Source organism: Spirulina subsalsa CS-330 (genome assembly GCF_028330765.1).
Taxonomy (GTDB): domain Bacteria; phylum Cyanobacteriota; class Cyanobacteriia; order Cyanobacteriales; family Spirulinaceae; genus Spirulina; species Spirulina subsalsa_A.
This window is the reverse complement of record NZ_JAQMTY010000160.1, coordinates 1-12616: the sequence shown is the minus strand read 5'-3', so window position 1 is coordinate 12616 and position 12616 is coordinate 1. Positions and strand designations below refer to the sequence as shown.

Annotated in this window: 13 protein-coding genes; 7 read left to right on the top strand and 6 right to left on the bottom strand. The window is 50.2% G+C overall.

The window, feature by feature from the left end; translation table 11 throughout:
* Nucleotides 1-388: 388 nt before the first annotated feature.
* Entirely contained in the window at nt 389-814 is a 426-nt protein-coding gene (locus tag PN477_RS10835) for a helix-turn-helix domain-containing protein (RefSeq protein WP_272120798.1), read from the top strand.
* Nucleotides 815-1087: 273 nt separating this feature from the next.
* Here the strand turns inward: PN477_RS10835 and PN477_RS10830 are convergent, their stop codons facing one another.
* The 4 genes from PN477_RS10830 to PN477_RS10815 all read right to left on the bottom strand — a co-directional run bounded on the left by PN477_RS10830 (nt 1088) and on the right by PN477_RS10815 (nt 6216).
* Complete coding sequence (locus PN477_RS10830) at nt 1088-3049, bottom strand: bifunctional aldolase/short-chain dehydrogenase (protein ID WP_417158793.1); 1962 nt, start codon at nt 3047-3049, stop codon at nt 1088-1090.
* 129 nt (nt 3050-3178) lie between these two features.
* Nucleotides 3179-3565, bottom strand: coding sequence for a type II toxin-antitoxin system VapC family toxin (locus tag PN477_RS10825; RefSeq protein WP_272120796.1), 387 nt, complete (start codon nt 3563-3565; stop codon nt 3179-3181).
* Nucleotides 3566-3790 carry a type II toxin-antitoxin system VapB family antitoxin gene (gene vapB / locus PN477_RS10820; RefSeq protein WP_272120795.1) on the bottom strand — a complete coding sequence of 75 codons (225 nt, stop codon included), beginning with the start codon at nt 3788-3790 and terminating at the stop codon, nt 3566-3568.
* A 128-nt stretch (nt 3791-3918) separates the two neighbouring features.
* Complete coding sequence (locus PN477_RS10815) at nt 3919-6216, bottom strand: tetratricopeptide repeat protein (RefSeq protein WP_272120793.1); 2298 nt, start codon at nt 6214-6216, stop codon at nt 3919-3921.
* Nucleotides 6217-6395: 179 nt separating this feature from the next.
* Here PN477_RS10815 and PN477_RS10810 point away from each other — a divergent pair, with 179 nt between their 5' ends.
* Nucleotides 6396-6545 carry a hypothetical protein gene (locus PN477_RS10810; RefSeq protein WP_272120790.1) on the top strand — a complete coding sequence of 50 codons (150 nt, stop codon included), beginning with the start codon at nt 6396-6398 and terminating at the stop codon, nt 6543-6545.
* Nucleotides 6546-6595: 50 nt separating this feature from the next.
* Nucleotides 6596-6820: an NfeD family protein gene (locus PN477_RS10805; protein WP_272120788.1), complete on the top strand. Its 225-nt coding sequence runs from the start codon at nt 6596-6598 to the stop codon at nt 6818-6820.
* Nucleotides 6821-6930: 110 nt separating this feature from the next.
* Here the strand turns inward: PN477_RS10805 and glmM are convergent, their stop codons facing one another.
* Together glmM and PN477_RS10795 are read right to left on the bottom strand one after the other, a co-directional pair.
* The gene (gene glmM / locus PN477_RS10800) at nt 6931-8391 is read right to left on the bottom strand and encodes a phosphoglucosamine mutase (protein WP_272120785.1); all 1461 of its coding nucleotides are present in this window, start codon (nt 8389-8391) and stop codon (nt 6931-6933) included.
* 186 nt (nt 8392-8577) lie between these two features.
* Entirely contained in the window at nt 8578-8856 is a 279-nt protein-coding gene (locus tag PN477_RS10795; protein WP_272120784.1) for a DUF7734 family protein, read from the bottom strand.
* Nucleotides 8857-8987: 131 nt separating this feature from the next.
* Here PN477_RS10795 and PN477_RS10790 point away from each other — a divergent pair, with 131 nt between their 5' ends.
* The 4 genes from PN477_RS10790 to PN477_RS10775 all read left to right on the top strand — a co-directional run bounded on the left by PN477_RS10790 (nt 8988) and on the right by PN477_RS10775 (nt 12430).
* Complete coding sequence (locus tag PN477_RS10790; protein ID WP_072621122.1) at nt 8988-9218, top strand: type II toxin-antitoxin system CcdA family antitoxin; 231 nt, start codon at nt 8988-8990, stop codon at nt 9216-9218.
* 115 nt (nt 9219-9333) lie between these two features.
* Nucleotides 9334-11064 carry a GAF domain-containing hybrid sensor histidine kinase/response regulator gene (locus PN477_RS10785; protein ID WP_272120783.1) on the top strand — a complete coding sequence of 577 codons (1731 nt, stop codon included), beginning with the start codon at nt 9334-9336 and terminating at the stop codon, nt 11062-11064.
* Between the two features lie 93 nt (nt 11065-11157).
* Entirely contained in the window at nt 11158-11331 is a 174-nt protein-coding gene (locus PN477_RS10780; protein ID WP_272120782.1) for a hypothetical protein, read from the top strand.
* A gap of 70 nt (nt 11332-11401) precedes the next feature.
* The gene (locus tag PN477_RS10775) at nt 11402-12430 is read left to right on the top strand and encodes an acyl-CoA dehydrogenase family protein (RefSeq protein ID WP_272120781.1); all 1029 of its coding nucleotides are present in this window, start codon (nt 11402-11404) and stop codon (nt 12428-12430) included.
* Nucleotides 12431-12616 lie beyond the last annotated feature (186 nt).

The window sequence follows — 12616 nt, the reverse complement described above, 5'->3', positions numbered from 1 at the left end:
CTGTCGTTCTCGAAAAAGGTGGAGAACCACATTGGGGCGATATGGCTGTTCATCCATGAGTACAATCGGGGCATCAGAGAGAAGCTGGCGGAGCAAGATGCCCCTATCTTTTCCTCTAGCCTGCACTAAAATGCACTACCTTTTTTTGTTTGGTTGCTCCAGCTACACCACAATCATAAAGCATAGGCACCATCATCGTCAACCTCAATCGAAAACAGCCGCTGAAGTAATTTTACTTAGATAAAACTTTATTTACCTTCGGATTACTTGAATTAGTATTACTTCCTAGTGGATATTTGACTTGGGCATAAACCAAAAAAGCACTATCACACATGCACAATATGCGTATGTATAGTAGACTATAGAAGCAGTTATTCACAATGTCACCATGTCACCGTCACCCCAACCAAAAAAGGAAGGCAAAAAATATGAACATCCCATTTTCGTACATCAGAAGTTAGATGATGCAGGTTTTGATGTGTATGAATTCAGGATGATTGGTCATATTGCTAGAAGAGGAAGGTGTTATTCTGCATTACCTACCATTGCCAATAAATGTAAAATGAGTATTAGAAAAGCTCAGGTTACACTTAAGTCATTAGTCCAAAAAAAAGTAGTCAATAAACAGGTAAGAAAAGGACGCACTGCAATATATGAAATCAACCCAAGCTGGGAAGATATAGATTGTTTCAAAAACACTGAAAAGCAGGATTTAAATGAGGATGAACTCTTGCTGCAAGAATTTTTTGATAAAGGTATTACGCCAGAACAGATAGAATCCTTGACACAAGCAATGAATAAAAGGAGCGAATGAAGGAGTAGTAGGATGGGCAGTGCCAGCCCTTTCAATGTGAACAAGGTAACTACAAACCAATGGGACAAAAGAATAGAGATTTCAGGGATCAATGGTTTGACTAATTCATCATTTTCGTAATGCAAATTACTGAAACCCTTGCTGTTGCCTTGTTTTTAGATGGATCATTTGATCTCATTGAAAGGGTTGGGTGAAAACTGCCCACCAGGAATGCTTTTCAGGATTTTGCCTATGTCCTGATTAAATCATGTGTTGCGATCGGGAGGGCTGGGGCTAAATGACGCGATCGCTGCCGCCATCGATGGGCACTTGGGCGGCGGTGGTGGCGGCGAACAGGGGGCCACACATGGCGATCGCCATCTCGGCCACGGTGGCGCTGGTCACCTCCACCTTGAGCACATTATTTGTTTTGTAGTCCTGAATCGAGAGGCCGTAATGGTCGGCGCGGGCTTGGAGCACTTCATCCGTCCAGATGCCCGTATCAAACACCCCATTGGGATGCACGATATTAATCCGAATCTGATCGCCGCCCCATTCCAACGCCGCCACCCGGACGAGTTGCGTCAGGGCGGCTTTCGCCGCAGAATAGGCTGCCACCCCAGGGCCGGGGGCGGGGACATTTTTCGAGCCAATCACCACGACGCGACCGCCTTGGGGGGCGAGTTTCAAAAAGGGATGGCATTCCCGCAACAGCATCAAATTCGCGTCCAAATTGACGTTCATTACCTTGCGCCATTGGGCGGTGTCGAGGGAGGCGATCGCACAACTGGGCGGAAAAATCCCCGCATTGAGCACCACCAGATCCACGCCGCCAAACTGACGCACGGTTTTTTCCAGGGCTTGAGCGATCGCGCTTTCATCAGTCACATCACAGGTAATTCCGCAAAAGTCCGCCCGGTCATGGAGCGACTCAATCGCCGGATTGAGATCCAACCCCACCACCGCCGCCTCCTGTTTCAGCAGTGCCGCCACACAAGCCTTACCAATCCCCGACGCGGCTCCCGTCACGATCGCCACTTCCCCGGTAAACTGCGGCGGTTTCCCCCCCTTCCGCAATTTCGCCTGTTCGAGATCCCAATATTCCACCGCAAAGATATCCGCAGCGGGCAGGGCTTGGTATTGGCCGAGTTGCGTTGAAGTGCTGATGATATCGATGGTGTGGTCGTAGATATCCGCGACAATATTCGCCGCCTGCACCGACTGCCCCACCGCACAGAGTCCCAACTCCCCATCCAACACCACACGGGGCGCAGGGTCGAGCATGGTTAAATCAGCGTGGGCATGGGTTTTAAAATACTCGGCATAGCGGGCGGCGTAGGCCGCCACATCGCGCCCAACGAGGGGGATGCGTTTGGTACGGATGACGTGATCCGGCGTGGCGGGCCCCTGTTGGCTGATCGTGGTGATGTCGTCCCGCTGGGCAAAGGCGAGGGTTTTCGGGGTGCAATGGTTGCGGAGAATGACGGGACATCCGGCAAATTGTGAGAGATCCGCCCGCAGTTGGGCGAGGTCGTGGCGGAGGGCGCGATCGGGAATGGATGCGCTGGGAGTGGGTAGGGTGGCGTTCTGTTGGGCGATGTAGTCCTCAGCCAGGCTCACCAGGTCGATCATCCGCTCGTAGGATTCCTGAGCCGTCGCCCCAAAGGAGAAAATGCCGTGATTCATCAACACCATCCCCACCGTCTGCGGCCCCGCTTCGGCTTGAAATTTCGCGGCACAGACACGGGCGAGATCAAACCCCGGCATCACGTAGGGAATGATCACGACGCGATCGCCGTAAATCTCCGCAATCCGCTCCCACCCATTGGGCGTGTTGGTAATCGTCACCACCACATCAGCATGGGTATGATCCACATATTTATAGGGCAACGTCGCATGGAGAATCGTTTCCACCGACGGCGAAGGGGCACTAGCATTGGTCATCTGGGTTTTCAACTCGTTGACCATTTGCGGGTCGGACAGTTGCTCCAATTGCGCCAGCTTCAACAAATGCACCATCCGCACCGGCGCAAACCCCGCCGCCTCAATCGTCGCCAAATCCCAGCCACTCCCCTTCACATAAAGAATCTCCTCAGCCTCGCCCACCACATTGGTTTCCGTCACTTTCACCGACGTATTCCCCCCGCCATGGAGCACAAGGCTAGGATCTTGCCCCAACAGGCGCGAGGTATAGACCCGGAGGGCTAACTCAGTGGTGTATTGGGCGGCTTCGGCAGGGTTCCAGCGGCTTTTCATCATCAATCAGGGGCGAGGTGAAATTGCCCCTCAGTGTATCAAAGAAGGCTACGGATGCGCCGTTACAATGTGACCCGACTCTTTTTGAATTCCCCTCAGGCCCCATTGATCTTTGATGACCTGAACTGTTCATACCCATATTCTTTGAATCGGATAAGCATCAAACTTTTTGTCAGTACTAATCATTTCAAGGGAGTGATTGATCGCCTGTGCAATCAAAATACGATCAAACGGATCATTGTGGTAAAGCGGTAAATTGAGTAGTTGCACAGTATCAGCAAAGCTAATAGATAGCAAACTAATGTCAGAATTTGCTACCGTTTTTCCGATAGATTCATAACTTTGATTCAGTGACAACTTACCCAACTTCAATTTAATTGAAATTTCCCAAAAGCTAGCAATGCTGACATAGACCAAATCCGCAGCATTAATCATCTCTTTCAACTCAGAAGAAAGATGGGGAGAATCTTCCGTAAGCCAGATAAAGGTATGAGTATCTAGGAGAAACTGGCTCATTTACATATAGTCCTTAAACTCTTCGAGAGGTTGATCAAAATCATCCGGCAGTGGCAAAACAAAAGTACCCTTTAAGATGCCGATTCGGCGTTTTTTGGGAGTCTCTTCAAAACTAGCTTTAGAATGTTTTTCAATTAAATACTCGATGTAGTGCAGAGCCTCTTGTTTTAGTGGTTCTGGCATTTTTGTAAGGGCTTGTAGAATTTTTGTGTCTACCGTCATCATTTTTTCTTTTTTATTGTTGTATTTTTTGTTCGAGCAAGCATTATAAAATGGATCTGTTGAGGGGATAATATTTGATTTTCATGATTTTTCATCGGTGCAAAATAAACCGAATTTCTGATTTTTTGAATTTATTGAGGAGGAGTGTTCATGGATTTTTGGATGCGTTCAATTTGTTTGGGGACATCAATTTTTTGCCAGAGAGCGATGGATTGATTGAAATAGTCTTGGCTATTGGAGGTGTCTCCCATCGCTTGATAGGTTAAGGCGATTTGATAATAAGCTTCAGCAAGATCGCACTTGGCATCAATTTTTTTCAAAATTTCGATAGACTGCGTGTGATAACTTAAAGCAGTTTTAAAATTAGACTGTGTATATATTTCACCCAATCCCGTAAAACTTTTTGCTTTTAGTTGTAAAAAATTTGTTTTTTCTGAAAATGCAATTGCTGTATTGTACTGTTTTTTTGAGTTATCAGCTTGTCCCAAGTTATAGTAAACTTTGCCTGTAAAAATATAGTGATATCCAATAGCCCATATTGGAGTGTTCTCAAGACAAAACTCTATTGGATTACTTGAATTGTATTGATAAGCAAACGAACTAATTGCTTGTTTTAAGAATATCTGAGATTGTTTTTTGTTATCAAGACATGAATGACAAAATGCCATCAAAGAATAAGCCTCAAGTTTACTATGACCGCTTAGCAAAAAATAAATTTCACAAAGCTTTATAGCTTCTTGAAAATCTAAAAATTCTAATTTATACAATGCCTTGTTAAAGAAAGAAACACTATAAACTCTATTTATTTTTTTTGTTGTGTTAGAATCATGATCTTGTTGACTGATTTCTTGAGAAATGTTTGCTGATTTTTCATGAGATAATATTGATTCATCAAGATTCCCCATTATCCAATACACATCTCCTAAAATATTATAAATTCGAGAAAGTGAATAACTCATGCTAACTTTATCTTTAATTGAATTGATAGATTGACATATTTTTGACAATAAACCTAATCTATAACATGAGCATCCTAATGGTTCATTGATTCCGTAAATATTATTTCGTTCTTTTGAAATTATGTCTGATGCATAATTAAAGTCCTTTATTTCCAAGCCATGATGATACGCTTCCATCGCAGTAATTGCATCTTCTTCTGTGTTAATTAAAATAACTTTATTTGTCCAAAATTTGGCTGCTTCTTGATTAGCTCGTTTCCAATTCTCACTACTTTTCAATCGCTCAATGGCTTGCTCTCGAATTAACGGATGTAATCGATATTCACGACCCACACGATCCACTAAAGCCAGATCGCGCAATGTATCAATTGCTTTCTGTGCCTTATTCTGGGGAACCTCCCACAGCAAACAAAATAACCCCTCTCGCGGAACCGTCTGCACATCCTGAAACCGAAAACACCCCATCCGACAGAGCAAATTGTAAGCATTCAGATTAACCTGCTGCAATCGCTCAAACTGTTGAGCGATCAGATTTTCCATGTCTTGCACCACCACAATTCCATCTTGCGTCTGACAATCTGCCCAATACGCTTCAATATTGCCCTGATAATCATCAGAAGCAATCCGCCCGCGCAAAACCCGCATCGCCAAAGCATTACCGCGATAAGCCTCGTGCATCTTTGCCAATACCGGAGAATCAATATTTAGGTTCTTCTGCCGAAAATAATTCCCCCAAGCCTTCGCCGTCAAACAATCCAGTCGGTAAAGCTCAATATTGAGATTTTCACTCACCCGCTCCCGACTTGTGATCAACGTCAAGGACTTTAACGAAGCATCCGATAAAACCCGCAATAACTCCACATATTCACGATGTTCCGGGATCAATCGCCCACTTCCATCCAGAGCCGGTTCCAAATTATCCACCAAAACCCCATAGGCCTCGGACTGGAGCTTACTGCGAAGGCGATCGCATGATACCGCAAACTCCCGCCCCGGCTCCTCCCCCAACTCCTTCAACTTCGACTCCAACAACCCACTCGCAGACCCCACCGCCTGCCTTTCCTTCGCCACATCGAACCGCACCAACCGACCCGGAAACCGTGCCGCCAAATACCGCTCCGCCAACACCGTTTTGCCCACCCCCCCCGGCCCCTGGATCAAAACACAGGTTTTCCCCGCCTGGCGCAACTGATCGAGATGAGTCATTGCCCCTTTCCGCCCTACAAAATCAGGGTCAGCGTCACCTTCACCGTCTTCTTTGACAATCTCTTGCCAATCTAAATTTAATCGCTCACAGAACTCAATAAAATTGTTGCGGTCAATGGGTTCACCGTTGAAAAACTTCCGAGCAGTATCTCGACCCAGCCCGCACTCTGTAGCCAATGCCTGCTGACTAGAGTACGGGCTACTCTTCAAGGCTTGCTTAGCCCTTGCGATGTGCGACGAAGCAACACAGAGCGATCGCCCCATAACCCATTCACCCCGTTAACGAACAATAATGCAGCACTTCGATTTTGTCTCAGGCAAGTCAGTCAGCCAGCTAAAAGTCAGGCATTTTACGCATCAAAGTCAGTATAACCCGCAAATTTAAAACCGCGAGAACTCAGTTAGGGCAAGGATTCAATGGAGGTAGAGTTCAGAGCAAGCGCATGAAACGTTATCTCCCTGATATCAAAACCATCCTTGAATTTGCTGCGATTTGGGCGACCCTCGTGAGCTACTCCACCGTGATCGGTGCGATCGCTGCTCCCTTGATCATCCTTTACTTCCTGTATCCCAATCAGTCCAAGCCCCGCTAACCCTGACTCTTCAACCCGATAACAGCTAAACCCTCACCCCCACAAGACTTATGAATACCCGCTTCCTCACCAACAAACCCCAATTTTTTCCCACCCCAATGTCTGGTGTGATCACCGTAACGGTCACCCCTACCCAAAAGGGGCGAATCCACTTTCAAGGCTCCTTTTATCCCGCTCAACTTGTTGAGCAGACCATGAGTGATGAGTTTCACCCTGGCACAACGGTGCAAGTTTTCGGTCGGCTTGGGATCACGCTTCTGATCGGCCCTGTATAGAATCTTGAGTACGACCCAAAAGCCCCTCTAATCTTTAGTAGAGGGGCTTTTATTGCTTGACAGCCGTTTGAATCGAGACGTTGCAGCCGTAGCTAAATATCGGCCCCTTATTAGCCGAGGTGGGTTTGGACGGCTTGGACGAGGGATTGCGTCCAATGTTCGACGGCTTCGGCATCGGCGGCTTCGACCATGACGCGGATTAGGGGTTCGGTGCCGGAGGCGCGGACGAGGACGCGGCCTTGATCGCCGAAGGCGGCTTCGGCGCGGGCGATCGCAGCTTGCACCGGTTCGCAGTCTTGCCAATGTTGACGGCGATCGCGGCATTCCACGCGCACATTTTGCAACAGTTGCGGATAGGTTTGGAAACTGTTGTCCCGGAGTGTGGCGAGGGATTGGCCCGACTCTTTCACCAAAGCGGAGAGGTGGAGCGCGGTTTGCAGACCATCCCCGGAAAAACTGTGGTGATGGCAGAGGATATGCCCGGACTGTTCACCGCCCAAGGCTGCACCCATGGCAAACATCGCCGCTTGGACATTTTGATCGCCCACATCGGTGCGGTGGAATTGACCGCCGAGGGCCTGCCAGGCCCGTTCAAAGCCCAGATTGGCCATCACTGTCCCAATTAGTAAATTTTGGGGCAATTGTTGCCGCTCCATCAGGTATTGACCCCAGAGGTAGAGGATGTAGTCTCCATCGATGACGCGGCTTTGGGAGTCAATGGCCATGACGCGATCGGCATCGCCATCGAAGGCAAAACCGAGGTCGGCTTGGTGTTCTTGGATGGCGGCTTGGAGGGTTTGGAGGTGGGTGGAACCGCAGTTGACGTTGATGCGATCGCCGTCGGGATGTTCATGGAGACAAATCACCTCGGCCCCCATGGCGCGGAACACTTCCGGGGCTAACTGCACCGCAGCACCCCAGGCCAAATCGAGGACAATTTTTAATCCGGTTAAATCGGATGTGGGGAGCGATCGCTGCAACGCCTCGCAATAATCCTGGGCCAATGTCACCGTGTGTTGATGTTTACCCCATTGCGTCCGCGTCACGGTGAGATCACTGCGACCCCGCAACGCCGTTTCAATCTGTTGGCTCGTGGCCTTCGTTAACTTTGTGCCGTTATGGTTGAAAAACTTAATGCCATTATCTTCGGGCGGGTTATGGCTCGCGGAAATCATCACCCCCCCAATGGCTGCCGTGTGGCGCGTCAGGTGCGACACACAGGGCGTGGGACACAGCCCCACATTCCACACCTCTAAACCCGCCGTCGTCAGCCCCGAAGCCAAGGCCGTCGCCAACATATCACTAGAATTGCGCGAATCCTGGCCGATAATGACCGGGCCCACCTGTCCAGCTTGGGATTGTAAAATTCGGCCCGCCCAATAGCCTACTTCGAGGGCCAACGTGGCGCTCAATAATTCCCCGGCCTTGCCGCGAATCCCGTCGGTGCCAAAGAGAGGCGTTTTCGGGAGGCTGTCGAGTTGGGCTAAGGAGCCAATGCCGTGAATGCTCGGCTTGGATGTTTTGCCCCTTGACCCTTGTGCGTCTTGGGAGCGAATCGGTGATGTAACCATAAATTTAATTTTTCCTCACTCACACCAGAATGTTGATTGACCCGAAGTCAACCCTCTATAGTTGAAAACTCTATCCTAATTGCTGCTGTAATGATGTACAGGGGACATAACAGGACTTCAGCATGATCGAATCGGGAGGCTGGGAGGAAGGGGCGATCGCCCCCATCCCCACCATCATGCCCCTGATTATAGAAGCGACTCCATTTCAGCCCAGCTTAACCCTTGGGCAAGGTATCGGGGATTGTCCGGATTGTAGGGACTAGCCACCCGATCAATGGACTGAATCACTGCGGTTTCCGACAGGACGGGCACATCGGGATCAACCGCAGTCGGGCGCAGCAGCGAACTCGAAAATCCCTTAAAGATAAGAACAATATCCTCCTCTCCCTGATCCGTTGCCGTAACGATCAATACTTCTTCTGGATGCACTTCTGTGTAAGATTCCAGACGCTTCACAATTGACATAGGCCCCTCAAAGGATAAAAATGCACTTCACACTGTAATGATTGCAACATTTTTGCAAACGAACCATCCAGAGAGTCCCTAGAATTTTTGTACAATAGTAGAACCTGGTATCAAATAAAGTTATTAAAGCAATGAACGATCCTGCCACCCAGTCCCCCCGCCTTGCCGACAAAGTTGAAGTTGCGATTCAACTGGACTCTGATCTTGTCGATCAACTCCATCATCTCAGTAGTGACCCCAGCCGGATTATTGAAACGGCGATTAAGCAATGGCTACGGGGCGATCGCGAACAAGATGACGAACTATCCCGCACCTTCCGACGCAACCCCCCCGTTCCCCCCCGTGGCGAGTGGAACGACTAATCTCCCCCTCGATCCGGAATGCCGTCCAGACCCCAGGGGCGGCAATTTCCGGGTCAGCAGAAGGTTTCCGAGTATGATGAGAATGTAAACTGCACTAACATTACGATTGTGTGCCATGGATGCGGCTTCTGCACCCCAACATCCGATTCGCTGGCAGGATCTAGGGGCTGAATTGGCCTTCACTCAGGACAGTTCAGGCCGCTACTCTTCGTTCTATTGGCAATGTCAGTCGAAACGACCTGATGCGTCACCCTCCGTTCTGACCCATCAAAACCCTGAACACGAAAAACTCAAACCCGTTGCGGCTGATAATTATCTCGAAACCATCCATCGGGTGATGGAACGGCGTGTTCCGGAAAATTACCATTGCCTCTTTGTCTATGAGGACAAAACATTTCCGGTGGAATTAGCGATCAGCCCGATTCTCAAACATGAGGGACGAGTGACGGAAGTGCTGGTGATGGGGCGATTGTTGGAGCAGGATGGCCTCACCCGCACGAATCGCCTCACGGGGACATTGCCCCACAATAATTACAATGACTTGGTGACTCAGATTGCCCGCAATATTCGGCGCAACCCCTACCAAAATCTGTTAACCAAGATTTCGCGTAATATTCGCCTCACCCTTGACCTCGAAACGATTTGGCAGCAGACGGTGGATAGTTTGGGGGCAGAAGTGCGGGTGACGCGCTGTTTGATTATTGCCTACGATGCAGAAACGCAAACATTCCGGGTGGAGTCGGAATATTGTGAGCCAAGTTATCGGTCGATGTTGGGGGAACGGTTCCCCATCGATCGCACTCCGTATCTAGAGCAGGCGATTTCGGTGGATGAGCCGCTGGCCTTTGACTATATTCAAGACTCGTCCTTTGAAGAGCGATCGGTGTTGGTGATTTCGACGTTTTATCAAAATAAGCGCAATGCGTTGATCTGTTTGCAACAGTGTGATCACCGTCGTCATTGGAATGATGCGGAGATTGAACTGGTGCGGGAGTTGGCGGCCCATGTGGGGACTGCGATCGCCCATGCCACCCTCTATAAAGAACTCGAAGAAGCGGGGATGCGGGCCGAAGAAGCCTCCCGCCTCAAAAGTGAATTTCTCGCCAGCACCTCCCACGAACTCCGCACCCCGTTAAACGGGATCATCGGGTTCATGAAACTGATCCTCGACGGCATGGCCGATGACCCCGCCGAACAGCGAGAATTCCTCGAAGAAGCCCACCGCTCCGCCCTTCATCTGCTCAACCTGATTAACGACATCCTCGACATCGCCAAAATCGAAGCGGGTCGGATGGAACTGAACTTTACTGAGGTTCCCCTCGAAACCCTGTTCGATGATGTGGAGAAAAAGACACGCCCGATGGCACAACAGAAAAACCTCAGCTTTGAGATTCAAATGCCGCCGTCCCGCGAGCCGATTGTGCTCTATGGCAACTATCAGCGGCTCTTGCAGGTGATGCTGAATCTGGTGGGGAATGCGGTGAAATTCACCCATGAGGGGGGGATTACCATCAGTGCTGAGGTGGTGAAAAAGCAGATGTTTGTGGATGGGAAAGAGTTTCCCGGTTTGGTGAAGGTGCGGGTGGCGGATACGGGGATTGGGGTTCCCCTCGATAAGTTGGATATGCTGTTTAAGAATTTCAGCCAGGTGGATATTGGCCGGACGCGCTCCTATGGGGGGACGGGTTTGGGGTTGGCGATTTCGCAGCGGTTGGTGGAGACGATGGGGGGCAAGATTGATTTTTTCAGTATGGGGGAAAGTCTGGGATCGACGGTGACGTTTGAAGTGCCGATTGTGCAGATTCCGTTGATGACGCGGGGCAAGAAGGCGAAAAATTCACTGTAGGATTGGGCTGAATCATGCGATCGCACCTCAAAAGGTAGCATTTTATACAGAAAATATTCTAGAATAAGAATGTTCAGCATTATAGGAGTGTTCATGATGCGTACTTTAAAATCGATGTGGTCTGTGCAACGGTTGTGTCATCTCAGTGAAAGTTTGGGCGCAGCCTATGGTAAAACTCCTGAGCCGACTCAATCACGGTCAACGGGTTGGACGACGGATTCACTGCTGAAATTGGGTCAAGCGATGCAAGAATCGCACTTGCTCTAGGTTTAGACTGTATGCCAGGATTGAGGATGCGATCGCTACAATCCAAAGGCGTTCTTTTCAGGCTTGTGTTGTGACTTCTCGCGTCTTGTCCCCCCAATTTGTTGAATTAACCCCACCCCCGGAACGGATGGAGCGAGACGCGATCGCTCTCCGCCGGGGGTGGTGGGCGTTGGGGGCGCAGGGTTGGTTAGCGGCGAAAGTGGCGACAGCATGGGGCGGTTTGGGCTGGAGCGATCGCGCCTTCTACGACTATCAATTAGACCTCACCCGCCATTCTGGAACCCTGGCTTTTCTGCAAACCCAACACCAAACCGCTGCATCCTTCATCGCCAACGGCACGAATTCAACCCTGAAAACCGCGATGATTCCCGCCATGGCACGGGGTGAAGTCGGCGTGGGCGTGGGCTATTCTCACTTGCGGCGATCGGGGGAACCGGTGCTGCGGGCGATGCCGGTGGATGATGGTTACAAACTGACGGGGGCGATTCCTTGGGTGACGGGCTGGGGGATATTTGATCAGGTGGTGGTGGGGGCGACGCTGCCCGATGGGGGTGCGGTGTTTGGCCTGTTGCCGCTTCAGGATGAACCGGGGTTGCAGTATTCGGAGCCGATGCCCCTCGCGGCGATGAATGCGACCCAAACCGTCAGCGCCCAGTTAATGGGGTATTCACTGCCGAGCGATCGCATCCTCGCCCACCATCCCCCCGACTGGATTCACCACAAAGACCGCCAAGGCATTCTCAACGCGACGGCCTTCGCCTTGGGCAATGCGCGATCGGCGTTGGACGTGATCGAGGCGCGATCGCCCGATACAGCCCTGCTTGATTCCCTCGTCACCGCTTGGCAACACCTCTACGACAGGATCATCGCCGCTAAAACCGACCCCTCGATTTCCCCCGCCCAGCAATACCATTGGCGCGGGGAGGCGATCGCCTTTGCCGGACGGTGTGCCCATTTAGCCATCACGATTTCTAAAGGAGCCGCCAACAGCCTCGACCATCCCGCCCAACGCATCTATCGAGAAGCGATCGTCTTCACCGTGACGGGACAAACCCCGGCCCTGATGGCTGCGACGGTGGGCGCGATCGCCGGACGGTAACCCATCGCCGGGTTGCCAAGGTGCGATCGCGCCAAGCCCAGAAAACTATCTTCAATGCAAAAAGAGGACTCCCGCTACACCGTTAGGTTAGCGGTGAGATGAATTTTTGCCAACCAATAAACCGACCAACGGGAGACGACTGAATTCAGTTTTGTGTTAAAATCGAGAAGCCAACGCACCCAAGTG